The following is a 23,028-nucleotide window of genomic DNA, read 5'->3' on the forward strand; positions in this document are numbered from 1 at the left end:
GACTGATGTCCCTCATTCGCGCGCTTGGCATGGACCTGGAGGCACGCAGCGACGATTCGCTGCGCGCGTTGTTCGCCGCGCGGCCGGACCTCATCTCCCCCGGTGTTCCGGATTTTTCGGCGCTGGCTGCCCGCGCCAGTTCCCGCGTCAGCGTCCAGCGCGCCCTGGAGCGGCTGAACCGGCCGCAGATGCAGGTCCTGGAAACGCTGCATCTGTGCACCAACACGGATACCGGGCACAGCGCCTCGGCAGAACACCTGCACCAGCTGATCCGCGGTTCGTCGCTGGCCACCATTGAACAGATCATTGGCACCCTGCAGGAGCTTGCGCTGGTGCACCCCGCTGCTCCCCCGCACGGCACCCCCGCCCCCGCCGCGGAGCAGCCCTTCTACCTGCCCGTCGGATCGCTCAAGGACGTAGTGGGCATTTACCCGGCAGGGCTGGGCCGCAGCTACACGGAGCTGGTACGCCTCCAGCCGGCGTTCGCGCAGCGGGCCGTGCAGTTGGTTTCCGAACTGCACCGCAGCGGGTTCGCGATCCACGGCTCCACCACGCCCATGGAAGCGGCGTTGGCGCTTCAGCACTGGACATCGTCCCCCGAATCCCTGCAGGACATCATGGCCGGCGCCCCGGAACGGACGACGGCGCTGCTCGCCAAGTTCCGGAACTGGGCCATGGGTGCCGTCCCCCAGGCGCAACGGAAAGCGTCCGTCGCCTCCGAGGGAGCCGACGTCGGGCCCGTGGACTGGCTCCTTGCGCGCGGGCTGCTGGTGCCGCTGGACGCAGCGCACGTGGAACTGCCGCACAGCGTGGGGCTGGCCCTGCGCGGCGGGGCGATCATCAACGACTTCACCCTCGCACCGCCGGTCGCGGAGCTGGGCCGCACCACCGCGGCGCTGCGCAGGAATGCAGCCCTGAGCGCCATTTCGGAAACCCTGCGGCTGGTCTCCGAACTGCTGCATGCCGTGGGGGTGCAGCCGCTGGCCACCCTGCGGAGCGGGGGCGTGGGCGTCCGCGAGATGCGCCGGCTGTCCGAACAGCTGCGCGTCGACCAGGGTGCGGTGGGCCGGCTGCTGGAACTGTGCGGGCTGGCCGGCCTGATCCGCCTCGACGTGGACTCGTCATCATGGGTCCAGCCGCCGCAGCTGGAGTGGCTGGTCCTTCCGCGGCAGGAACAATGGCTGTGGCTCGTGAACGCCTGGCTGGCCAGCGAGCGCGTGCCCTCCATGGTGGGCCAACCCGTCAATTCAGCCCCGGGTGCAGCGGCGGCCCGCTCGGCGTCCGGGACCACCATCGCAGCCTTGTCGGCCGGCGCACAGCGGCCCGACGCGCCGGTGGTCCGCAAACGCATCCTGGAAATCCTGCTTGAGCTGACGCGGGAAGCTGATGATGGCGACGGTGCCGCGCCCGTGCTTGATGCCGCAGCCGTGCTGCAGCGCGCCGAGTGGTCGCAGCCGCGGATGGCCCGGCGGTTCAGCTCCCTGATCAGGGGCGTCCTGGCCGAGGCCGAGATGCTGGGGCTGGTGGGCTCGGGAGCCCTGAGCCAGTTGGGGAGCGCGTTCGCCGAGGACAACCCCGACGCCGCCCTTGCCATCCTGGGCGAGCACCTGCCCGCCGCGCTGAATCACGTGCTGCTGCAGGCTGACCTCACCGCCGTTGCCCCCGGCTACCTTTCCCCGGCGCTGACGGAGCAGCTCCTGGTAATGGCCGACGCCGAGGGGCAGGGCCCCGCCACCATCTACCGGTTCTCTGCGGAGTCGGTTAAACGTGCACTGGACAGCGGCTATGACGCCGCAGGCCTGCTGGCGTTCCTCCGGGAACACTCCGCAACCGCAGTTCCCCAGCCGCTGCAGTACCTGGTGGAGGACACCGCCTCCCGGCACGGCAGGCTTCACGTGGGCCAGGCGGTGAGCTTCATCCAAAGCGAGGATGAAACCGCGCTCACCGACCTGCTGGCGGGACCGAAGGCCGCCCAGCTGGGCCTGGTCCGGCTGGCCCCCACTGTGGTGGCGTCATCCGCGCCGCCGCGTGAGCTTGCCGCCGTGCTCCGCAGCCTGGGCCTCTCCCCGTCCGTGGACGGCGCCGAACCTGCGGGCCACCTTCGCCGGCCTGCCGCGCCGCAGGAAAACCTCCGCCCCGTGTACACCCCGCCGCGGACGGCACCGGCGGCTGAGGAGGTGGAAGCCCAATTGCACGTCCTGCGCCAGGTGGGCCCCGGCGTCGCGCATCATTCCGGCGCGGCGACCGGGAGCGAGGCTGCCACGCAGCTGGGACTGGAGGCGCTGCAGAGGGCCATCCGGCTCAAGCAGCGGGTCAACATGAACGTGGTGGACAACCTGGGGAATGCCAGCCTGGAAGTTGTTGTTCCGCTATCCGTGAGCGGGGGCAGGGTCCGCGTGTTCGATCCTGCCAAGGACACCGAACGGGTCCTGTCCGTGCACCGCATCATTGACATCGAGGCCGCAGAGGAACTGCGCCAGTAAAGGATTCCCGCGCGTGACCGACGGACCCCTGATCGTCCAAAGCGATAAGACCATCCTCCTCGAGGTGGACCACGAACTGGCCACCGAGGCGCGGCACGCCATTGCACCCTTCGCCGAGCTGGAACGTGCACCCGAGCACATGCACAGCTACCGGCTGACCCCGCTGGGCCTGTGGAACGCCAGGGCCGCCGGGCTGGACGCGGAAAAGGTGCTGGATGCGCTGCTGAAGTACTCCCGCTTCCCGGTGCCGCATTCGCTGCTGATCGACATCGAGGAAACGATGTCCCGGTACGGCCGGCTGCGCCTCGAAAAAGACCCACGCCACGGGCTGGTCATGCGGACGGATGACTACCCCGTCCTGGAGGAAGTCATCCGGGCCAAGAAGATCGCGCCGTTGCTCGGGCCAAGGATCGACGGCGAAACCGTCGTGGTGCACGCCTCCCAGCGGGGACAGCTCAAGCAGCTGCTACTGAAGCTCGGCTGGCCCGCGGAGGACCTGGCCGGTTACGTGGACGGCACCCCGCACCTGATTTCGCTCAATGAGGACGGCTGGCAGCTCCGGCCCTACCAGCGCCTGGCCAGTGAAAACTTCTTGGCTGGCGGCAGCGGAGTGGTTGTCCTGCCCTGCGGCGCGGGCAAGACCCTGGTGGGCGCCGCAGCCATGGCCACCGGTTCCACCACCACGCTGATCCTGGTCACCAACACCGTGGCCGCCCGGCAGTGGAAGGACGAACTGCTCAAGCGCACCTCCCTTACCGAGGACGAGGTGGGTGAATACTCCGGCGCCCTCAAGGAGGTGCGGCCGGTGACCATCGCCACCTACCAGGTGCTCACCACCAAGCGGGGCGGCATCTACCCGCACCTCGAACTGGTGGACGGCCACGACTGGGGACTGATCATCTATGACGAGGTCCACCTCCTTCCGGCACCCATTTTCAGGATGACCGCAGACCTGCAGGCCCGGCGGCGGCTTGGGCTGACCGCCACGCTGGTCCGGGAGGACGGGCGCGAGGGCGAGGTCTTCAGCCTGATCGGGCCGAAGCGGTATGACGCGCCCTGGAAGGACATCGAGTCGCAGGGCTACATCGCACCCGCGGACTGCGTGGAGGTCCGGGTGGACCTGCCCAAGGACGAACGGGTTGCCTACGCCATGGCCGATGACGCCGACAAGTACCGCCTCTGCGCCACCTCCGAATCAAAGACCCTGGTGGTGGAGGAGCTGGTGGCCCGTCACGCCGGCGAGCAACTGCTGGTGATCGGCCAGTACATTGACCAGCTGGATGAGCTCGGCGAGCGCCTGCAGGCACCGGTGATCAAGGGCGATACCACCGTCAAGGTACGCCAGAAGCTCTTTGACGCGTTCCGTGCCGGAGAGCTGCAGACCCTTGTGGTGTCCAAGGTGGCCAACTTTTCCATCGACCTGCCGGAAGCCTCGGTTGCCATCCAGGTGTCCGGTTCCTTCGGCTCGCGGCAGGAGGAAGCCCAGCGGCTGGGCCGGCTGCTGCGGCCCAAAAAGGACGGCAGGGCGGCGCGTTTCTACTCCCTCGTCGCACGGGACACCCTGGACCAGGACTTCGCTGCCAAGCGCCAAAGGTTCCTCGCCGAGCAGGGCTACGCCTACCGGATCATGGATGCCAAGGACGTGCCGGCAGCCGACTAGGAATTCCCCTGTGCCGGTAGCGCTTCCGGCGTGCACACTGGAGGCATGGGTACACGAATCATTCCCACGGCGCCGGGACCGGGGCAGGAATCGGTGTGGGACTACCCCCGGCCGCCCCGGATCGAACGCAGCAGCGAGCGCATCCGCATCGTCCTGGGCGGAGAGCTGATCCTCGACTCCACGGATTCGCTTCGGGTCCTTGAGACAAGCCATCCGCCGGTGTACTACCTCCCGCTGTCGGCATTTGCCCCGGGGGCGCTGGAGCCCGCCTCGGGCAGCAGCTTCTGCGAGTTCAAGGGCGCGGCGAAGTACCTGACTGTCCGCGGCGGCGGGAAGGAAGCGGACAGCGCTGCGTGGTCCTATCCCGAGCCCGCCTCCGGTTTCGAGGCGCTTGCGGACCGGGTGGCCGTCTATCCGGGCAGGATGGACTACTGCGAGGTGGATGGTGAGCGGGTGACTGCCCAGCCCGGCAGGTTCTACGGCGGCTGGATCACCAGCCGGGTGGTGGGTCCCTTCAAAGGCGAACCCGGAACCATGGGCTGGTAGGCCAAGCGGACCAACACCGTGCTCACAACCAATATCCAGACAACTCCCAGAGACTGGGAGCATGATGGGAGCATGAACAAGAACGGTCCAGAAGCCAGGCTGCTCGTCGTCGATGATGAACCCAACATCCGCGAGCTCCTCTCCACGTCATTGCGGTTCGCCGGCTTTGAAGTGGTCTCCGCCGCCAACGGCCGGGATGCCCTCGCCGCGGCCGATACCCACGCCCCTGACCTGGCCGTGCTGGACGTCATGCTCCCGGACATGGACGGCTTCACCGTGACCCGCCGGCTCCGCGCGTCCGGAAAGCACTTCCCCGTCCTCTTCCTGACCGCCAAGGACGACACCGAGGACAAAGTCACAGGCCTGACCGTGGGCGGGGACGACTACGTCACCAAGCCCTTCAGCCTTGACGAGGTGGTGGCCCGCATCCGGGCCGTGCTCCGCCGGACCCAGCCCCTGCTGGACGATGATGCGGTGATCCGCGTTGATGACCTGGAGCTCGACGACGACGCCCACGAAGTGCGGCGCGGCGGCACTGTCATCGAGCTCTCCCCCACCGAGTTCAAGCTGCTGCGCTACCTCATGCTCAATCCCAACCGGGTGCTGTCCAAGTCGCAGATCCTTGACCACGTCTGGGAGTACAACTTCAACGGCGATGCCTCCATCGTGGAGTCCTACATCTCCTACCTGCGGCGGAAAGTGGACATCGACCCCGACGCGCCCGCCCTCATCCAGACCAAGCGCGGCGTGGGCTACGTGCTCCGGACGGCTGAAAAGCGCTGACCTTGCTGAAGCGGTGGAAGTCGGCCTCACTCAGGTCGCAGCTGGTGGCCATGATCATGGCCCTGCTGATCGTGGCCCTGACGGTGACCGGAGCGGTGACCCTGACGTTGCTCCACAGCTACCTCCAGGGCCAGGTGGACGACAAACTGGATGCCGCCGTCGACTCTGCCCGGAAGCAGCGCTCGTTCACCCAGCTCCAGGCACCCAGCTCGATCCCCACCGACTATTCCCTGATGCTCTTCGCCCCCGGCGAGCAGCCGTACACGTTCGGCGGGGACCCTGACGAGCACCCGGACATCACCAACATCACCGTGGAGCAGGCGCAGGCGCTCCAGCTGGTTCCTTTCCAGGTCCGCGGGACGGACGGCGAAAACTGGCGGGTAGTGGCGGTGACGGTCCAGAATGGGCCCACCACGTCCGTGGTGGTGATCGGGCTGCCGCTGGAGAGCGTCGACGATGTCCTCAAGCATGCCACCCTGGTGGTCACCGGGGTGGGCCTGCTGACCCTGCTGCTGGCTTCGCTCATTGCGAGCTGGACCGTGTCGCGGTCCTTCCGGCCGCTGGCCAGGGTGGAAAAAACAGCTGCCGCCATTGCCGCCGGCGACCTCTCCCGCCGCGTGGAAGTGGAAAACCCTGCCACCGAGCTGGGCCGGCTGAGCAGTTCCCTGAACGCCATGCTGGCCCACATCGAAACCGCATTCGCCGCGCGGACCGCCTCGGAGGCAAGGATGCGCCGCTTCGCCGCCGACGCCTCCCACGAGTTGCGCACTCCCCTGGTGACCATCCGCGGGTTCTCCGAGCTGTACCGCCACGGCGCCCTGGCCACCGACCAGGACGTGGCCACAGCCATGGGCCGGATCGAAAGCGAAGCCAAGCGCATGGGCTCCATGGTCGAGGACCTGCTCCTGCTGGCCCGCCTCGATGAGCAGCGGCCCCTGCAGCAAAAGCCGGTGGACCTGCAGTTGGTTGCCCATGACGCAGTTGTCGACACCCAGGCCAGCGACCGTTCCAGGGCAATATCCCTGACCGGGCTCGACGGCGGCCCGGCCTCCCCGGCCCCGGTCCTTGGCGATGAGGCCAAGCTGCGGCAGGTGGTGGGCAACCTGGTGGGCAATGCCCTGCGCTACACCCCCGAGGGCAGCCCCATCGAACTCGCCGTCGGGGTCCGCGGAAGCGACGGCGGGGCACGGTCCGTCATCGAAGTCCGGGACCATGGGCCGGGCATTTCGGATGAGGATGCCGCAAAGGTCTTTGAACGCTTCTACCGCGCGGACACCTCCCGGACCAGGGAGACCGGCGGCAGCGGCCTGGGGCTGGCCATCGTGGCAGCAATCGTGGGCTCCCACGGCGGCTCCGTCCGGGTGGAAAAGACCGACGGCGGCGGCGCGACCCTGGTGGTCAGCCTTCCGCGGCGTGACGACACAACAGGCAGCGACGGCGAGGACGCCGCTGACGACGATGTCGCCCCGGCGAAGGGCAGTGACGGATCGGTTATCCACATATAGCCACTGGTCAGTGGTCCCGGGGTGCGGCTGCTCCATAGGCTCGTCCCAGCAGCCCGGATCCACCGGGCGTGGGACTCCCAGGGACCCGCCGTATCGAGAGGCACAGCCATGAGCATTATTTCCGTCGACACCGAGTTGCTGCAGCTGAAGTCCGCCAATGTCCAGGCCACAGTTGATCGCATCAGTGCGGACGTGCAGACCATGAAGCGGGGCCTGGACGAACTGCAGGGCTCGTGGCGCGGTTCCGCAGCCACCAATTTCCAGGCACTCATCACCGAATGGACCATGACCCAGGGCCGCGTGGAAGCTTCACTGGCCTCCATCAATGCGGCCCTGGCCTCTGCCGCCGCCACCTATGCCCAGGCAGAGCAGGGCAACACGCAGCGGTTCAGCTGAACCTCCGGCTAGGCCTCAGGCGTCCCTTGGTGGAACCGCAGCCGCCACCGGCCGCCGTCGAGGACCCACAGCGAGCTGCGGAGCGTGGTGCCGGACCGGGCGAAGTTCCGGTACGTCAGCAGGACCGCGCCGGGGCCGATGCGGTCTGCGCCCAAGATTTCGATGTCGGTCCGTTCCCCGGGGTCCTCTTCAAGGGCCATCATCATGGCGTCCCGCGTCCAGACCCTTCCCGAGCTGCCGATCTCCATGAAGTCCGGGTGGAGAAGGACGGCGGTCCGGCCGATATCCCCGCGCACCAGGGGTCCCAGGAGCTCGCGTTCGAGCTCCTCCACCAAGGCCTCCGGCGGGATGGAGCCGGCCTGCTGCGTTGCCTCGGCCACTTCAAGGGCCTCGTTGTCCAGTTCGCTGAAAAGGTCCAGCTCGTCGAAGGCCGACACAGGCTCGGGCGCTGCCCTGCGCCGGTTGCCTGCGCCTGCGCCAGCAGGAACATCCCCGCCAGCTGCTGCTGCCGGACGCGCTTCCGCCGGGCGCGCTTCCGCCGGACGCTTCGGGGAAGCAGTGGGGATATCCAGGGTGGCCGGGGGGAGCCCCACACCGGACGGCGCCTGCCTGTCCAGCGCAGGTCCGGATGCGTCCGGGCGTTGTGAGGCGGCGTGCTGGCTGCCCGGGTGGTGCGCGCCGGGGAATCCAGGGCCGGAGCGTGCTGCCACTCCCTGCTGGTACGCCGTGGCCGCAGCCCTTGCCCGTTCATCGGCAGCCTCGTTGAGGTCATGCCCTGCGTGGCCCTTGACCCATTCAAACGTGTAGGTGCGGCCCGCCAGTTCGCGGTCGAGTTCCTTCAGCAGCTCCACATTCAGGACAGGCTTTCCGTCGGCCTTGCGCCACCCCTTCCGTTTCCACCCCGGCATCCACTTGGTGATGGAGTTGATGACGTACTGGCTGTCACACAGGATGCGCAGGTCCTCCCCGGGCATATGCGCGGTGGCACGCAAAAGATCAAGGACAGCCATCAGCTCTCCTTGATTGTTGGTCCCGTGCGGCCAGCCGCCGGCCCGCCAGCAATCGTCATTTACGTACCAGGCCCAGCCCGCCGGGCCAGGGTTTCCCAAGGCCGAACCGTCAGCCGCTGCAGTAATCGTCACCAATCCATCCTGCCAGAAGCAACAGACAATCGGCTGCGGCGGCTGGGGCAGCCTTCGCTGGGCCTGCTACGGATACCGGCGCGCCCCCGACCCGGAGTCACCTGCCGGGATGGCACGGCGGGAAAACGCTTACCCAAATATCTTGACGGGAACACCAGCCGCACGGAAGAATCGCAACATCCCTTAAGAAAGCGGTTTCTCATACGTGCACCGCCCCTAACCTCCATAGGGGGCAGCGCCAGGAAACCTACCGGAAGGAACATCAATGACGATTCCAGTCGTAAGCCGGCGCAGCTTCCAGTTCGGTGCTGCCGCGCTGGCCCTGTCCATCCTGGCAACGGGCTGCGGAGCCCCGGGAGGCTCCGGCGACAGCGGCCAGGTGACCCTGCGCTTCGCCTGGTGGGGCAACGAATACCTGAACGGACAGACGGACAAGGTCATCGCCGCGTTTGAAGCATCCCACCCCAACATCAAGATCAAGGCCGAACCTGGCGAGTGGTCCAGCTACTGGGACAAGCTGGCAACAAAAACCGCCGCGAACGATGCGCCGGACGTCATCCAGATGGACCAAAAATACATTGCCGAATACGGCGGCCGCGGCGCGCTGCTGGACCTGTCCAAGCAAGACGGAATCGACACGTCAAAACTGGACAAGGAAGCGCTTGCCTCCGGCCAGTACGACGGCAAACAGTACGGACTGAGCACCGGCCAGAATGCCTACGTCATCATGGCCAACACCAAGGTGTTTGAAGCGGCGGGTGTTCCCGTTCCGGACGACAAGACGTGGACGTGGAAGGACTTCATGAACACCGCGTCGAAGATCAGCGCCGCAGGCGACGGGAAGAACTACGGAGCTGCGTACGGCAGCAACGAGGCTGACCTGATCATCTGGCTGCGCCAGCACGGGGAGAACCTGTACTCCGAGGACGGCAAGCTCGACTTTGAGGCCGCTACGGCTGCGTCCTTCTGGGAGCGACTCAAGGAACAGCGTGATTCCAAGGCCAGCCCGCCGGCCACGGTGGCCACGGAGGACGCCGGGGCCGGCCTGGAGGAAAGCCTTTTCGGGACAAACCGGGTGGGCATGGCCTGGTGGTGGACCAATCAGCTTGGTTCGCTTGAAGCCACCACCGGCAGCAGCATCAAAATGCTGCGCGCCCCGAGCGTCGACGGCGCATCGGCCAAGAACGGCATGTACTACAAGCCCACCATGTTCTGGTCTGCCTCCTCCCGCTCGAAGCATCCCCAGCAGGCTGCTGAGTTCATCAATTACCTCACCAACAGCCCGGAGGCCGGGGCCATCCTCATGACGGACAGGGGCGTGCCCACCAACAGCGAGATCGTCGCGGACATCACGCCCTCGCTGAAGCCGGCGGACACCACGGTGGTGAACTTCCTGAAGGACATCGCGCCGGACATCAAAGACGCGCCGCCGGTGCCGCCCGTGGGCGCGGGAAGCGTCCAGAATGTGATCAAGCGCTACACGGATGAAGTGCTGTATGACCGGCTGACGCCCCAGGCGGCAGCGGAAGCCTTCAAGAAGGAAGTCCAGGGGATGCTGGACTCGGCCCGAAAGTAATTTCCGCCAACCAAAAATGCGGCCCCTCACAACGAGGGGCCGCATTTTGTTTGGCGGGAGGGTTTTCCTGGCCGGGAGACTAGAAGCCGCCCATGCCGCCCATGCCACCCATGTCGTCGCCACCGGCGGGTGCTGCAGCCTTCTCCGGCTTGTCAGCAACCACTGCTTCGGTGGTGAGGAACAGGCCGGCGATGGAGGCCGCGTTCTGCAGGGCAGAGCGGGTCACCTTGACGGGGTCGTTGACGCCGGCGGCCAGCAGGTCGACATACTCGCCGGTGGCGGCGTTGAGGCCGTGGCCTGCGGGCAGGCCACGGACCTTGTCGACCACGACGCCCGGCTCCATGCCGGCGTTGAAGGCGATCTGCTTCAGCGGGGCGTCGATGGCAACGCGGACGATGTTCGCGCCGGTTGCTTCGTCGCCGGACAGCTGCAGGTTGGCGAATGCCTTGGCACCGGCCTGGATGAGGGCCACGCCGCCACCGGCGACGATACCCTCTTCAACGGCAGCCTTGGCGTTGCGGACAGCGTCCTCGATGCGGTGCTTGCGCTCCTTGAGCTCAACCTCCGTGGCGGCACCGGCCTTGATGACTGCAACGCCGCCGGCCAGCTTGGCCAGGCGCTCCTGCAGCTTCTCGCGGTCGTAGTCGGAGTCGGAGTTCTCGATCTCGGCGCGGATCTGTGAAACGCGGCCGGCAATCTGGTCGGCGTCGCCCGCACCCTCAACGATGGTGGTCTCGTCCTTGGTGACAACAACCTTGCGTGCCTGGCCCAGGAGTTCCAGCCCAGCCGTTTCCAGCTTGAGGCCGACTTCCTCGGAGATGACCTGGCCGCCGGTGAGGACGGCGATGTCGGCGAGCTGGGCCTTGCGGCGGTCACCGAAGCCGGGAGCCTTGACGGCCACAGACTTGAACGTGCCGCGGATCTTGTTCACGATCAGCGTGGCCAGGGCCTCGCCCTCGATGTCCTCGGCGATGATCAGCAGCGGCTTGTTGGACTGCATGACCTTTTCCAGGACAGCAACCAGTTCCTTGACGTTGGAGATCTTGGAGTTGACGATCAGGATGTACGGATCCTCGAGGACCGTTTCCTGGCGCTCTGCGTCGGTGACGAAGTAGGCGGAGATGTAACCCTTGTCGAAGCGCATGCCTTCGGTGAGTTCCAGCTCCAGGCCGAAGGTGTTGGACTCCTCGACCGTGATGACGCCTTCCTTGCCCACCTTGTCCAGGGCTTCGGCGATGAGGGCGCCGATTTCGTCGTCACCGGCGGAGATCGAGGCGGTAGCTGCGATCTCTTCCTTGGTTTCGATTTCCTTGGCGGAGTTCAGCAGTTCGGCGGTGACGGCGTCAACGGCCTTTTCGATGCCGCGCTTGAGGGACAGCGGGTCGGCGCCGGCGGCAACGTTGCGCAGGCCTTCCTTGACCAGGGCCTGGGCCAGGACGGTTGCCGTGGTGGTGCCGTCGCCTGCGACGTCATCGGTCTTCTTGGCAACTTCCTTGACCAGCTCTGCGCCGATCTTCTCGTAGGGATCGTCCAGCTCGATCTCCTTGGCGATGGAAACACCATCGTTGGTGATCGTGGGGGCGCCCCACTTCTTTTCGAGGACGACGTTGCGTCCACGCGGGCCGAGGGTGACCTTAACGGCGTCGGCGAGGATGTTCAGGCCCCGCTCAAGGCCGCGGCGTGCCTCTTCATCAAATGCAATGATCTTGGCCATAACGGCAGTAGTCCTTTCGGGACAGTCGTTAAGAATGGACCTTCGCTGCAGTGCCCGCGACGGACGATCCTTCGACGGCGGCCTCTGTATGCCTCCGGGTGGGGATCTCACTGAAGTGAGGCGTTTCTTTCGCTCTTCGGCCGGTGCTGTGCACCACCTGGCCGAAACCAGGCTTAGCTTTAGCAGTCGGTACCTCAGAGTGCTAACTCAATAATTAGCACTCCCCAAGTGAGAGTGCAAGCGATAAGACGCCGGACGGGAGCCTGGCTTCGGCGGCTTCGCCCAGGGCGATCAGCCGGAGCGGCCAACTGTTTCATGCCCGGTGGGGCTGGGGTTATTGTCTGCGCCGTAGGTGAAGACGGAAAAGGCCGCCGAGGTGATGTCCCCGTTGGAATCAAAGGCAACCGGGCCGGATTCGCCGTCGTAATCAATGTCCGGGCCGGCGGCAAGGCCGCCCAGGCACTCCTTGTAACTCCGGCAGGGGGCGGATGGCGTGCCGGCACCCGGAGCCGCCGTCCCGCCCGACACCGGAATGAGGTTCGCGGCGATGGAGCGCCCGGCGTCATCCTGGGCGCGGGCCGCGGCCAGCGCCGCCAGCGTCACGGCGTCATAGGTTTCAGCAGCGTAGGAGAGATCTTTCAGGGACGGGTCCACGGCCAGCAGTTTGCCCTGGAAAGCAGCCGAGGGCAGCTGGCCGGGAACGACGGCGCGGGCGCCTTCCAGGATCCGGGACGGCAGCCCGGAACCGTAGCGGGCGAAGGCACCGTCGCTGAGGATGACCTTCGAACCGCTGAGGCCGGCGTTGTGGAGCTCAGCCAACGCGGCCCGCGCGCCGTCGCGGGCAACCAGGACGACGGCGTCCGGCCCGGCCTGGGCGGCAGAGCGTGCGGCTTCGGCGGCATCGCCCGGCTTGAAGCCCACCCCGGGCAGGACCTTGAGTCCGGACTGTTGGGCAGCTTCCTTGACGGCAGCCGACAGGTCCTTGCCGTAGGAACCGTCCTGGTAGAGCACGCCGATGCTGGCGGCGCCGGCGTCCTTGGCGAGTTTGGCCAGGACCGGCCCTTGTGCGACGTCGGCTGCGGCGGTGCGGAAATAGTAGCCGCCGCTGGCGCTCGTGGAGAGGGCGGCAGCGGTGTTGGCCGGGGAGATGAGCGGCACATGGGCACCGGCGAGGACGTCCAGGGCAGCAGTTGCATGGCTGGAGTCGGTGGGTCCGATGGCAACGTCTGCTTTGGCAGCGGCCAGGTCCTTGGCCTGGGCTGCGGTGTCCTGGTCCGGGTGCACCGGAAGCAGTTCCACAGGGCGGCCTTTGTGGCCGCCGACGGCGTTGATGTCGTGGATGGCCAGTTTTGCCGCGGCCAGCTGGGGTGCGTTGAGGAACGCGTTGTCGCCGGTGTTATCAAGGATCAGCCCTACCCGGAGGACGCCGTCGCCGGAGGCTTCTGCGGGCTCTGTCCTGGCGTTGCCGCCGGTGCCGGTGCAGGCCGTCATTGAAAGAAGGCCTGCCAGGGAAACGGCGAGCGCGGCACTGGCGCGGGCCGGGGATCGGTAAACCGGCATCACTGGGCGGGCCGCACGTTTTCGGCCTGCGGGCCCTTTTCGCCCTCGCCGACGTCCAGCTGCACCCGCTGGCCCTCAACCAGGGAGCGGTGGCCCTCGCCCTGGATTGCGGACCAGTGGACAAAGACGTCGTCACCGGAGCCGTCAACGGTGATGAAGCCGTAGCCCTTTTCAGCGTTGAACCATCTGACGGTTCCCAGTGACATGGTGGACAACTCTTTCCGTTGGGGCCCGGGCTGCAAACCGGGCGGCGTACCTGGAGGGCGTGCGGCTACCGGTATCCGGGGCCGAGCACCACCACGAGCGGTACCTGGAACTCGGTGCTGTCCACCACGGTGGGGATGTTCAACAGCCCGGCGAGTGCCTGCGCGCCGGCCAGTTGCTGGGGACCGGCGTAGAAGATCACGGAGGACTTCTGCGGGGCGCCGGACCAGTTGCCTACCTGGCCGAGCCGCCAGCCGTCGGCCTGGACCGTCCCGCCTATCCGGCCGGCCAGCCCCGCGGTGCCGGCAGCGTTGTAAACAGCAACTGGCCGGGTCTTGTCGACGATGGCCTGGGTGGCGGAAGCAGTGGGCTCGGGCTCGCTGCTCTGGGTCGGTTCCGCAGAGACGGACGACGGCGGGGCGGACGACGGCGCGGAAGATGCCCGCGTAGGCGAAGGGCTGGACCCCGTTCCGGCCAGCGGGGCCGACTCAACGCTTGCCGACGCCTGGCTGGCGGTGCTGCTGAAGCCAAGCCTGGGAAGGATCAGGAAGGACACCAGCCCAATCGCCAGGGCCGCCATGCCCACCGCCAGGATGGGCCACAGCCGCACGCGGGACGGGGCCGAGGCCGTCCGGTGGACACCTTGTCGCGACGCGGCCTCGGGGACCTTGTCGAATTCATCGCGGGCGTATCTGGTCATGGTGGAAGGACATCCTTGTTGATTGCGGCTGTTGTCCCGGCCCGGGGCGTCTTAAGCGTCGGATCCCAGGCGCCGGGCGGTGCGTGCACGGTGGCGCGACGTACGTAGTCTACGCAATCTCTTCACCAGCATGGGATCGTGGGCCAGGGCGTCCTCGCGGTCGATCAGTGCGTTGAGGAGCTGGTAGTAATGGGTCGCGGAGAGATCGAACAGGTCCCGGATGGCCTGTTCCTTGGCTCCCGCGTACTTCCACCACTGCCGTTCCAGGGCCAGCATCTGCTGTTCACGCTCGGAGAGGGAGGACTCACGAAGGCTGAAATCCGCCAGGAGGGACTTCCGCGGATCCTGCTCCGGCAGGTGTTCCCGGGCCGGTTCCGCCACGGCGCACTCCTTCAGCTGGTTACGGTCAATGTCTTACCCCTATGCTAGCCGCCGAATAACAGCAGTGTCATTTGAGCCCCTGCTGCCGGCACGCCGGTACCGGGGCTGGTCACAAACTGCCCTCCCCGGACTGCTCCTGCATGTTGCCTGCAAGAATGGAACGATGTTTGAATCGGATGCGCTATTCGACCTGCAGCAGGACACGGCGGACGCCCTCAGCTTCGCAGACCTCGGGGAGCTGCCGTTGGCTCAGCTCATGGCTCCGGACTGGACCGCGGCGCTGCAGGGCGTCGAAGGCCAGCTCCGGAAGGTGCTCGCTTTCCTGGCAGCCGAAGAGGCTGCCGGGCACCAGGTCCTGCCGCCGCCGTCGAACGTGCTGCGCGCCTTCCGCCAGCCCCTCGCGGAGGTGAAGGTCCTGATCGTGGGCCAGGATCCCTACCCCACGCCGGGACATGCCGTCGGACTGTCGTTTTCGGTCGACCCGCACGTCCGGCCCCTCCCCCGCAGCCTGGTGAACATCTACCGGGAACTGGAATCGGACCTGGGCATTCCGCCGCGCGTCCACGGCGACCTGTCGGCGTGGGCCGGGCAGGGCGTGCTGCTCCTGAACCGGGTACTCACGGTCAGGGCGGGGGCGGCGGGTTCGCACCGCGGCAAGGGCTGGGAGGAGATTACGACGGCGGCAGTCACCGCCCTGGCGGCCCGCAAGGCTGCGGACGGGTCCAGGATGCCGCTGGTGGCCGTGCTGTGGGGCAAGGAGGCTGAGGGTGTCGGGCCGCTCCTGGCGGGCGCCCCCGCCGTGAGCAGCCCGCACCCCAGCCCGTTGTCCGCGTCGCGAGGGTTCTTTGGCTCCCGCCCGTTCAGCCGGGTCAACGAACTCCTGCGGGAACAAGGTGCGTCCGACGTAACCTGGGAACTGCCGCCGCTGCCCTAGCTTAGGCTTGCCTTATGAGCACTGTTCCTGCCGCCACCAGCGCAACCAAGAAGAACCGCCCGCAGGTCGACCTGAGGGTGCTGCGCAAGGATCAGCTGTCGCCGCACATGGTCCGGATCGTCGCGGGCGGGGAGGGCTTCAGTGACTTTGCCGACAACGGGTTCGTGGACCGGTACGTGAAGATCGTCTTTCCGCAGCCGGGGGTCCAGTATCCGTCACCCCTTGACCTTTGGGCCATCCGGGAAGCCATGCCGCGCGGGCAGTGGCCCTTCACCCGCACCTACACACTGCGGTGGGTGGATCCGGAAGCCCGGGAGCTGGCCATCGATTTCGTAGTCCACGGCGACGAGGGCCTGGCGGGTCCGTGGGCAGCCAGGGCCGAGCCTGGCGATACACTCACCTTCACCGGACCCGGCGGTGCCTACAACCCCAGCCCTGAGGCCGACTGGTACCTGTTTGCCGGCGACGAGGCTGCCCTGCCCGCCATCGCCGCGTGCATCGAGTCACTGCCGGCGGAGGCAACCGGGCTGGCCTTCCTGGAGGTTGGCTCCGCAGCCGATATCCAGTCCATCTCCGCTCCCGCAGGCTTGGACATCACCTGGCTGCCGCGCAACGGCGTACCGGCAGGGTCCAGCGACCTGCTGGTCAAAGCGGTGGCGGATGCACAGTGGCCCGATGGCAGGGTGGATGTTTTTGCCCATGGCGAGCGCGGCTACATGAAGGCGCTGCGCGAGGTCCTCTTCAAGCAGCGCGGCCTGGAGCGCCGGCAGGTGTCCCTCTCGGGCTACTGGGCGCAGGGCCGGGTGGAGGACGTGTTCCAGGCCGAGAAGAAACTGCCGGTCGGGCAAATCTAGCCCGCTAATTCCCAGCCGGGCTAGCGGCGCCGGGCCCGGCGCCGCTCGTTGCTCGCCAGGCTGCGGGTCAGCGGACGGGCCAGCACGTCACCCAGGACAATGCCGCCGGCCGTGCCCAGCACAATGGCGCCGGCGCTGAGCATTCCTCCAGCGCCTGCAAGGATCTCGGTTTCCTCGACGGTGAGCACATACATGGACCGGAAGATGGTGAGGCCCGGAAGCAGGATCAGCGCCGCGGGAACTGCCACCACAAGCTGCGGCGCACCCATCCGGAGGGCCACAACCCTTGCCAGCAGGCCGATGACGACGGCAGCGATGGCAGGTGAGAACCGGTCGCCGATCCCCAGCAGGCCGCAGCCGAGCAGCACCAGGTAGCCTGCCACACCAACAGCTGCCGTGGGCAGCAGGAGCTTCCAGGTGGTCTGTTCCGTAATGCCGATGGCCATCACCGCGGCGGCCACGAAGACGATCAGGACCCAGAGGTCGTAGGCGGGCGGGAAGGTCTGGGTGACATCGATGCGCTGCAGCCCGGTCAGCTCCCCCACCACGAAGGCGACAGCGATTCCTGCCACGATGGCGCCGAAGGTCAGCAGCGTGGACAGGAACCGGCCCGCCGCCGTCACGGGGAAGCCGTTGATGGCGTCCTGCACGGAGGACACCAGCCGCCCGGTTGGCAGCAACAGCAGGATGCCACCCACCACCACGATGGACGGCGAGGCGGTGAGCCCGAACTGCCAGAGCAGCAGCGCCAGGATGGTCACCACGAACGAGCAGCTGGCGGTGATGAAGAAGTCCGGTACCCGCCACCGCCCCAGCTGCCTGGCCAGGAGGCTGATGCCGAGATTGGCCACGAAGGCGACCGCCGAGGACACCGGGCCGCCGCCCAGCACACCCACGAACACGGCGGCGAAGACACCGAACGCCGCCGTGACCATCCACCGCGGGTAGGGCTTGGGGCTGGTGATCGCCTCGTTGAGCCTGCGGATCGCTTCGTCCCGGCCCACGCCGCCGGCCACGATGTCCGTGACCAGCTGGTGCACCTTGGCCAGGCCGGCGTAGTTGTTGGTCCAGGAGCGCACCACCCGCAGCAGCGAGATGGGCGTCTGGTCCTTGGGCGCGTAATTGATGCCCACCGACTGGTTGGTGATGTCCACTTCGATGTTCTTCAACCCCAGCGCAGCAGTGACGGCAATGATGCTGGTTTCCACTTCGAGGGCGCCGGCGCCGTAGCGGAACATGGTCTCTGCCAGGTGCAGGGCGAAATCCAGGGTTTTGCGGGCGGAGGTGTCCACCCCACCCACCTGGATGGTGGGGTTGGCGTAAGGGCTGCCCGCCAGCCGGTCAACGATGCTCATGGGCGCAGTGGGCGGGTTCTCGCCCTGCACCAGACGCCGGATCATGCGCCTGGCGGCCGCATCCTGCCGTATCTGCGCAGGGGTCAGCGCTTCAGTCTTGGGCAGGCCGTCGGTCTTCGGCCTGTGCCCTGGCCGTGGGGGCCGGTCAGTCATTCCCGCTTCCTCCCTGGACGCGTTTAGTGATGGTGCGCGGTTGGTGGATGGTCAGGCTGCGCGTTTCAGCGGCAGCTTGCCCAGCAGGGTGCGGGCCGCTGCTGCCGCGGTCCTGGCAAGCCGGTTGGCGTGGAAGACGGCGGGCCGCACCGGCAGGACGAAGTCGCCCACCAGCTGGACCACTTCCCCGCCGAATCCCTTCTTGAATTCGTAGCCGCCGTGGCCTTCCTCGTCCTGCCCGGAGATGCCGAAGGTGCCGTAGAAGTTGTAGCGCGGATACCCCTTCTCCAGGGCGTGCAGCATCATTCCCCAGTACAGCGAGGTTGCGCCGTTGAAGTAGATGTAGTCCTGGACGGTACCGCCGATGACGCACACCACTTCATCGCCGTAGCAGACAAAGTGGATGGCGGCCACCGTGGCGGTGCCCACGGAGTCGGGGAACCTTTCGATGTCCTTGAGGCTCCGCTCGTAGCTGTCCACCAGGTCCTGGACCACCTTGAGCCGGTTGGCCTTCTTCTTGCTGCCGGTTTCCTCCACCTCGTGGCGGAGGTCGGCCGCAGCGGCGGATTCCTTGGCAAGACGCTCCGTGATGGACTTGCGGTAGGCCGGGATGTCGATCTTGGCCATCATGAGCTTGGTGAATTCGGCTGACGTGGTGCGCAGCAGGTGCTCATAGTAGGCGCGTTCGCGGTAGACGAATCCCTTTTCGTCGCCGGCCCGGCTCAGGGCACCGTAGAAATCGTCCAGGGTTTCCAGGGTGGCCTGCTCCAGGAAGACGCCGTTCTTTTCGGCCTTGCGGATGGCTTTCCGGGTCCGGTAGCTGGTGCCCATGATCAGTTCCTCGGCATCCTGGATGCCCGCCAGGTCCTTGATGAACATCCAGTTGACGTTGACGAAGTTCATGTCCAGGCCCTGGTGCTGGAACCCCAGCCGCTCCAGGTCAGCCACCAGCGGCCGGTTGTCCTCGGTGTCGGGGTGCTCGGCGCCGTCGGCGTCCCTTGCGATGTACCTGATGTTGGGCGAGATCCGCAGCTCGGCAGCTTTGCGGACTGCCGCGTGTTTGCGGAGAAGTTCGACGACGGACCCCACCAGTTCCCGGTCCGTGTAGTCCATCAGCGGGCCCTTGGCGCATTCGCAGATGGTGTAGCCCAGCCGGCTGGTGGTGTAGTTGAGTTTTCCGGCGGCCACAAGTTCACCGTCGCGCCGGACGCCGAAGAGCTCCACCTGCTGGCCCCGGGCACGCTGGAAGCGGGCAAAGTCGATGGACTGCAGGAAGCTGTTCTGCGGATGCTTCAGGGCGAAGGCCTCAAAGTCGGCGTCGCTGAGGTTGGCGTATTCAAGCCCGGTAGCGGCGGAAACTGTGTTCAAGGGATGACCTTCTTCTGGACTCTTCGCGGCCTTGACGGGCACGCAGTGTATGGAGGGTGTTGAGAGGGAGGGTGTTCAGGCGGACGGCGTACGGGGCCGGCCGTAGGGCTGGCAGGGGCCGCCAGGCAGGGCTCGCTGGCTTTGCAGCCCTGCCGGCTGAGGGTCAGTAGAACTGCTGGCCGGTGCGTGCGGTTTCGATCCGCCGGAACACTTTTTCGCCGCCGCTGACCCAGAGCCGGTGCCGGAGCGGGGACAGCACGTAGTCGTGGCAGCCCACAAAGTCGGTGACGGTCTTGGTGAAGCTGGTCTTGAACATGCCCATTCCGTGAAGGTTGTGGGTTTTGTCCTTGATGCGCGCGGCCGGCGGGGTGCCGCAGAAGTCGTATTCCGTGCAGCCGAGTTCCTGCATCCGCTTGATGGCGGTCCACTGCACCAGGTGCGAATCCCCGTACTGCTTGCGGTTCTGGATGGAGCCACCGTCCTTGTAGGTGGCCTTCGACCCGTAGTTGATGACGAAGGCGCCCACACTGGGTTTCCCGTCCTCGTAGGTGAAAAAGAAGTTGCCCTGGCCGCGGTTGCAGAACTCGTCCCAGAACTTCTCGTAGTAGTCGTAGCTGCGGAGGGGCATGGAGCCCTTGGCGTTGACGGTGTTGGCCATCAGGTCGTACAGCGCCCGGTAGGTTTCGGGCCCCTGTTCCTGCCGGACCACCTGGCAGCCCTCACGCTCTGCACGCCGGATTGCGTTCCGGGCGCGGGAGGAGATGGCTTTGAAGACTTCCTCCTCCGTGCCGGAGATGTCCAGCAGGGCGGTGGAGTCGTTGGACTGGATGTTGGGGGCCTTGACCAGGTTCCCCGCCTGCAGTTCCTGCTGCGCCTCCGCGGAGTCGACGATGTCCGGTTCCACCTTGACGGTGAAGACGTTCAGTTTCCGGCTGCGGACGAACGCAGCGCACGCTTCGAGGGCCGGCCGCAGGTCCGCCGCCTCCGCCAGGTCGGGGCCCTTGATGAGGTACCAAAGCCGTCCCAGGACAGGGAAGCGCTTTTCCAGCACCAGGTTGTAGCTGGGGTTTCCGCCGCTTTCCAATACCAGGAACCGGACTGTCCAGCCGCTTCCGTTCTTGACGGATGCGTAGGCGGCCGACTGCAGCATGTTGCCGCCGTTCGGGTTGGCCGTGACGTGCTTGTCCCAGTTCTCAATTTCCTCGGCTGTGGCAAAACGTGCGGTGAATTCTCGCAAGGGGGCCGTGTCCAATCGGGTTTGTGCGCGGTTTCGGTACTTCTGGCTGCGTGCGGACATGCAGCCTCAAGTCTAAAGCCTGATGCGCTCCCAGCCTTTCCCTGACCCGGCCGGCATGGCCCGTCTCACGCTGCCGGACGCCGTCTTGACGGGGCGTGGGGCGTTCAACAAGGGTTGGGGTATGAGACCGGATGGGGAAGAGACAGCCGCTCCTGCGGACACCGGCAGGCAGCCCTACAGCGCCGGGGTTCAGGTTGCGGCGCTTGTCGGGTTCCTGGTGGCGTCCCTGGTGGTGGCGGCGCTGGGTGGACTGGCATCGGCGGCGAATGTCACCGGCTGGTACGCAACTGCAGACAAGGCTCCGTGGTCCCCGCCGAACGGCGTGTTCGGTCCGGTCTGGACCGTCCTCTATACAGCGATGGCCGTGGCGGCGTGGCTGGTCTGGCGTCGGCGCACCGACAGGACCCGGCCGGCCATGGCGGTCTATGCCCTTCAGTTGGTCCTCAACCTCGCCTGGACCCCCGCATTCTTTGCCCTGTACCCCGCCCTGGGCACGCCGGCCCTGTGGCTGGGACTGGCCATAATCCTTGCCCTGATCGCCGCGGTCGTTGTGACGGTCCTGTATTTCGGCCCGATCAGCCGGACCGCCGGGCTGCTCCTTCTCCCCTATATTTCGTGGCTTGTCTTCGCTGCGAGCCTGAACTGGTGGGCGGCAGCGCACAACTAGCCGCTTGGGAAGGAGGGCCGGGAACGCGGCCAGCCGTTATGCCACCGGCGGCTTTAGGGTGTCAGCATTCGACGACGTTGACGGCGAGGCCGCCCATGGCGGTTTCCTTGTACTTGTCACTCATGTCTTTGCCGGTTTCGCGCATGGTGATGATGACTTCGTCCAGGGAGACGCGGTGGGTGCCGTCGCCCCAGAGCGCCATTTTCGCGGCGTTGATCGCTTTCGCGGCGGCGATCGCGTTCCGTTCGATGCAAGGGACCTGGACCAGCCCGCCGATCGGGTCACAGGTCAGGCCCAGGTTGTGTTCCATCGCGATCTCGGCGGCGTTTTCCACCTGGGCGGGGGTGCCGCCCATGACCTCGGCCAGGCCGGCGGCGGCCATTGAGGACGCGGACCCCACCTCGCCCTGGCAGCCGACCTCGGCCCCGGAGATCGAGGCCTGTTCCTTGTAGAGCACCCCGACGGCGCCGGCGGCGAGCAGGAACCGCAGTACCACGCCGTCCCGGTCGGCCTGGGTGGCCTGGTCCATGCCCGGGGCGAAATGCAGCGCGTAGAACAGCACCGCGGGGATGATCCCGGCCGCCCCGTTGGTCGGTGCGGTGACCACCCGCCCGCCGGAAGCGTTCTCCTCGTTCACCGCCAGCGCCACCAAATTAACCCACTCCTGCCAATACCGCGGGTCGTAAAAGTCCTGGCCACCGTCCTGGTCCTCGTTGTCCCGGTCCCCGGGCCGGGCGGTCTCCTTCTTCAGCCGCTCGTACCAGTCCGGGGCGCGGCGGCGGACCTTCAACCCGCCCGGCAGCACCCCCTCACGCTTGAGCGAGGCCTGCACGCAGTTCTCCATCACCGACCAGATGTGCAGCAAACCCTCCCGGATCCCCTCCTCGTCCCGGGAAGCCTTTTCGTTGACCAGCATCACGTCCGCGATGCCCAGCCCGGTCACCGCGCAGTGCTCCAGCAGCTCCGCCGCGGTCCGGAACGGCAACGGCAGCTCCTGCTTGGACGCGTCCAGTTCCTGCTGCGCGGCGTCCTCCTCACCCTCCCGGACGATGAACCCGCCACCGACCGAGAAGAACGTCGCCGCATGCAGCACCGTCCCGGAATCATCGGAAACCGTGAAGGTCATCCCGTTCGTATGCCGCGGCAGCACCGTCAACGGACGCAGCACCATGTCCTTCACCCCGTACGGCAGCGCCACAGCACCTCCCAGGTTCAGGACCCCGGTCTCCGCGATCGAGGCCAGCCGCTCCTCCACCTCCGCCGGCAGGATCAACTCCGGATGGAACCCCTCCAACCCCAACAACACCGCGGTCATCGTCCCATGCCCATGCCCCGTCGCCGCCAGAGACCCATACAAATCCACCCGCAACGAAGCCACCTCTGCCAGCTTCCCCGAGCCCTTCAACTCCTCCGCAAAAACAGCAGCAGCCCGCATCGGCCCCACCGTATGCGAACTCGAGGGACCAATCCCGATCGAAAACAGATCAAAAACGCCAACAGCCATGCGATTGGTTCCTAACTAAAACGGGTGGTTGGGGTGGAGCGGGCAGGACATCCTCTGCGTGCTCGGTCGCGAAGACGCCCGCTAAGCGGACGTGACGCTCCCTTAGACGCACGCTGCCGGATGCCCCGCCCACTCCGAGGGACACGGCATCAAAGCGACGCGGCAGGCAAGCAACGAACAGGCCGACAACGATCGTGAGTGCCGGAGAAAGAAGACGCACACCTTGTCCGCGCCCCCCCCCCGCTG

At 66.7% G+C, this 23,028-nt stretch carries 20 protein-coding genes; 10 read left to right on the top strand and 10 right to left on the bottom strand.

All coding sequences use genetic code 11. From position 1 onward, the window contains the following. Window positions 1-5 precede the first annotated feature (5 nt). From QF031_RS16265 to QF031_RS16290, 6 genes are all read left to right on the top strand, one after another. Entirely contained in the window at window positions 6-2,483 is a 2,478-nt protein-coding gene (locus QF031_RS16265) for a helicase-associated domain-containing protein (RefSeq protein WP_307430438.1), read from the top strand. A gap of 13 nt (window positions 2,484-2,496) precedes the next feature. Beyond that, window positions 2,497-4,143 carry a DNA repair helicase XPB gene (locus QF031_RS16270; RefSeq protein ID WP_307430441.1) on the top strand — a complete coding sequence of 549 codons (1,647 nt, stop codon included), beginning with the start codon at window positions 2,497-2,499 and terminating at the stop codon, window positions 4,141-4,143. A gap of 45 nt (window positions 4,144-4,188) precedes the next feature. Continuing rightward, window positions 4,189-4,689 carry a DUF427 domain-containing protein gene (locus QF031_RS16275; protein WP_307430444.1) on the top strand — a complete coding sequence of 167 codons (501 nt, stop codon included), beginning with the start codon at window positions 4,189-4,191 and terminating at the stop codon, window positions 4,687-4,689. Window positions 4,690-4,761: 72 nt separating this feature from the next. Then, window positions 4,762-5,472: a response regulator transcription factor gene (locus tag QF031_RS16280; RefSeq protein ID WP_142131055.1), complete on the top strand. Its 711-nt coding sequence runs from the start codon at window positions 4,762-4,764 to the stop codon at window positions 5,470-5,472. A 2-nt stretch (window positions 5,473-5,474) separates the two neighbouring features. Continuing rightward, window positions 5,475-6,977: a sensor histidine kinase gene (locus tag QF031_RS16285; RefSeq protein WP_307430447.1), complete on the top strand. Its 1,503-nt coding sequence runs from the start codon at window positions 5,475-5,477 to the stop codon at window positions 6,975-6,977. A 108-nt stretch (window positions 6,978-7,085) separates the two neighbouring features. Continuing rightward, window positions 7,086-7,373, top strand: coding sequence for a WXG100 family type VII secretion target (locus QF031_RS16290; protein ID WP_307430449.1), 288 nt, complete (start codon window positions 7,086-7,088; stop codon window positions 7,371-7,373). An 8-nt stretch (window positions 7,374-7,381) separates the two neighbouring features. Here the strand turns inward: QF031_RS16290 and QF031_RS16295 are convergent, their stop codons facing one another. Next, window positions 7,382-8,515, bottom strand: coding sequence for a ribonuclease HI family protein (locus QF031_RS16295; RefSeq protein WP_307430452.1), 1,134 nt, complete (start codon window positions 8,513-8,515; stop codon window positions 7,382-7,384). 265 nt (window positions 8,516-8,780) lie between these two features. On the opposite strand from QF031_RS16295, the gene QF031_RS16300 reads away from it, so the two are divergent. After that, complete coding sequence (locus tag QF031_RS16300; protein ID WP_307430455.1) at window positions 8,781-10,091, top strand: ABC transporter substrate-binding protein; 1,311 nt, start codon at window positions 8,781-8,783, stop codon at window positions 10,089-10,091. Between the two features lie 79 nt (window positions 10,092-10,170). On the opposite strand, the gene groL is transcribed toward QF031_RS16300, so the two are convergent. The 5 genes from groL to QF031_RS16325 all read right to left on the bottom strand — a co-directional run bounded on the left by groL (window position 10,171) and on the right by QF031_RS16325 (window position 14,650). Continuing rightward, window positions 10,171-11,805: a chaperonin GroEL gene (gene groL, locus QF031_RS16305; protein ID WP_307430457.1), complete on the bottom strand. Its 1,635-nt coding sequence runs from the start codon at window positions 11,803-11,805 to the stop codon at window positions 10,171-10,173. A gap of 291 nt (window positions 11,806-12,096) precedes the next feature. After that, on the bottom strand, window positions 12,097-13,365 hold the full coding sequence (locus QF031_RS16310) for an ABC transporter substrate-binding protein (RefSeq protein ID WP_370874521.1): 1,269 nt from the start codon (window positions 13,363-13,365) through the stop codon (window positions 12,097-12,099). Further along, complete coding sequence (locus tag QF031_RS16315; protein WP_307430463.1) at window positions 13,365-13,571, bottom strand: cold-shock protein; 207 nt, start codon at window positions 13,569-13,571, stop codon at window positions 13,365-13,367. The genes QF031_RS16310 and QF031_RS16315 overlap by 1 nt, the downstream gene beginning before the upstream one ends. Before the next feature lie 65 nt (window positions 13,572-13,636). Further along, window positions 13,637-14,269: a LytR C-terminal domain-containing protein gene (locus tag QF031_RS16320; protein WP_307430466.1), complete on the bottom strand. Its 633-nt coding sequence runs from the start codon at window positions 14,267-14,269 to the stop codon at window positions 13,637-13,639. Between the two features lie 51 nt (window positions 14,270-14,320). Beyond that, window positions 14,321-14,650, bottom strand: a complete 330-nt coding sequence (locus QF031_RS16325) for a DUF3263 domain-containing protein (RefSeq protein WP_307430469.1) — start codon at window positions 14,648-14,650, stop codon at window positions 14,321-14,323. Window positions 14,651-14,813: 163 nt separating this feature from the next. On the opposite strand from QF031_RS16325, the gene QF031_RS16330 reads away from it, so the two are divergent. Beyond that, window positions 14,814-15,584, top strand: coding sequence for a uracil-DNA glycosylase (locus QF031_RS16330; RefSeq protein ID WP_307430473.1), 771 nt, complete (start codon window positions 14,814-14,816; stop codon window positions 15,582-15,584). 14 nt (window positions 15,585-15,598) lie between these two features. Further along, window positions 15,599-16,438, top strand: a complete 840-nt coding sequence (locus QF031_RS16335; RefSeq protein ID WP_307430476.1) for a siderophore-interacting protein — start codon at window positions 15,599-15,601, stop codon at window positions 16,436-16,438. A gap of 20 nt (window positions 16,439-16,458) precedes the next feature. Here the strand turns inward: QF031_RS16335 and QF031_RS16340 are convergent, their stop codons facing one another. The 3 genes from QF031_RS16340 to QF031_RS16350 form a co-directional block, all read right to left on the bottom strand. Then, window positions 16,459-17,946 (bottom strand): threonine/serine ThrE exporter family protein, encoded by a 1,488-nt coding sequence (locus QF031_RS16340; protein ID WP_307430479.1) that lies wholly within the window; start codon window positions 17,944-17,946, stop codon window positions 16,459-16,461. 51 nt (window positions 17,947-17,997) lie between these two features. Continuing rightward, window positions 17,998-19,314 carry a peptidoglycan bridge formation glycyltransferase FemA/FemB family protein gene (locus QF031_RS16345; RefSeq protein WP_307430481.1) on the bottom strand — a complete coding sequence of 439 codons (1,317 nt, stop codon included), beginning with the start codon at window positions 19,312-19,314 and terminating at the stop codon, window positions 17,998-18,000. Window positions 19,315-19,477: 163 nt separating this feature from the next. Beyond that, on the bottom strand, window positions 19,478-20,611 hold the full coding sequence (locus QF031_RS16350; protein ID WP_307430484.1) for a lipid II:glycine glycyltransferase FemX: 1,134 nt from the start codon (window positions 20,609-20,611) through the stop codon (window positions 19,478-19,480). Window positions 20,612-20,732: 121 nt separating this feature from the next. Here QF031_RS16350 and QF031_RS16355 point away from each other — a divergent pair, with 121 nt between their 5' ends. Continuing rightward, window positions 20,733-21,278, top strand: a complete 546-nt coding sequence (locus QF031_RS16355; protein WP_307430488.1) for a TspO/MBR family protein — start codon at window positions 20,733-20,735, stop codon at window positions 21,276-21,278. 61 nt (window positions 21,279-21,339) lie between these two features. Here the strand turns inward: QF031_RS16355 and QF031_RS16360 are convergent, their stop codons facing one another. After that, complete coding sequence (locus tag QF031_RS16360; protein ID WP_307430491.1) at window positions 21,340-22,782, bottom strand: L-serine ammonia-lyase; 1,443 nt, start codon at window positions 22,780-22,782, stop codon at window positions 21,340-21,342. Between the last annotated feature and the right edge of the window lie 246 nt (window positions 22,783-23,028).

It is taken from the genome of Pseudarthrobacter defluvii (assembly GCF_030816725.1).
Classification (GTDB): domain Bacteria; phylum Actinomycetota; class Actinomycetes; order Actinomycetales; family Micrococcaceae; genus Arthrobacter; species Arthrobacter defluvii_A.

What these genes read in the sequence shown, in the direction of transcription:
- QF031_RS16265 (WP_307430438.1), top strand. Translation starts at nt 6, where the DNA reads ATGTCCCTCATTCGCGCGCTTGGCATGGACCTGGAGGCACGCAGCGAC.
- QF031_RS16275 (WP_307430444.1), top strand. Translation starts at nt 4,189, where the DNA reads ATGGGTACACGAATCATTCCCACGGCGCCGGGACCGGGGCAGGAATCG.
- QF031_RS16280 (WP_142131055.1), top strand. Translation starts at nt 4,762, where the DNA reads ATGAACAAGAACGGTCCAGAAGCCAGGCTGCTCGTCGTCGATGATGAA.
- QF031_RS16290 (WP_307430449.1), top strand. Translation starts at nt 7,086, where the DNA reads ATGAGCATTATTTCCGTCGACACCGAGTTGCTGCAGCTGAAGTCCGCC.
- QF031_RS16300 (WP_307430455.1), top strand. Translation starts at nt 8,781, where the DNA reads ATGACGATTCCAGTCGTAAGCCGGCGCAGCTTCCAGTTCGGTGCTGCC.
- groL (WP_307430457.1), bottom strand. Translation starts at nt 11,805, where the DNA reads ATGGCCAAGATCATTGCATTTGATGAAGAGGCACGCCGCGGCCTTGAG.
- QF031_RS16310 (WP_370874521.1), bottom strand. Translation starts at nt 13,365, where the DNA reads ATGCCGGTTTACCGATCCCCGGCCCGCGCCAGTGCCGCGCTCGCCGTT.
- QF031_RS16315 (WP_307430463.1), bottom strand. Translation starts at nt 13,571, where the DNA reads ATGTCACTGGGAACCGTCAGATGGTTCAACGCTGAAAAGGGCTACGGC.
- QF031_RS16320 (WP_307430466.1), bottom strand. Translation starts at nt 14,269, where the DNA reads ATGACCAGATACGCCCGCGATGAATTCGACAAGGTCCCCGAGGCCGCG.
- QF031_RS16330 (WP_307430473.1), top strand. Translation starts at nt 14,814, where the DNA reads ATGTTTGAATCGGATGCGCTATTCGACCTGCAGCAGGACACGGCGGAC.
- QF031_RS16335 (WP_307430476.1), top strand. Translation starts at nt 15,599, where the DNA reads ATGAGCACTGTTCCTGCCGCCACCAGCGCAACCAAGAAGAACCGCCCG.
- QF031_RS16340 (WP_307430479.1), bottom strand. Translation starts at nt 17,946, where the DNA reads ATGACTGACCGGCCCCCACGGCCAGGGCACAGGCCGAAGACCGACGGC.
- QF031_RS16350 (WP_307430484.1), bottom strand. Translation starts at nt 20,611, where the DNA reads ATGTCCGCACGCAGCCAGAAGTACCGAAACCGCGCACAAACCCGATTG.
- QF031_RS16355 (WP_307430488.1), top strand. Translation starts at nt 20,733, where the DNA reads ATGAGACCGGATGGGGAAGAGACAGCCGCTCCTGCGGACACCGGCAGG.
- QF031_RS16360 (WP_307430491.1), bottom strand. Translation starts at nt 22,782, where the DNA reads ATGGCTGTTGGCGTTTTTGATCTGTTTTCGATCGGGATTGGTCCCTCG.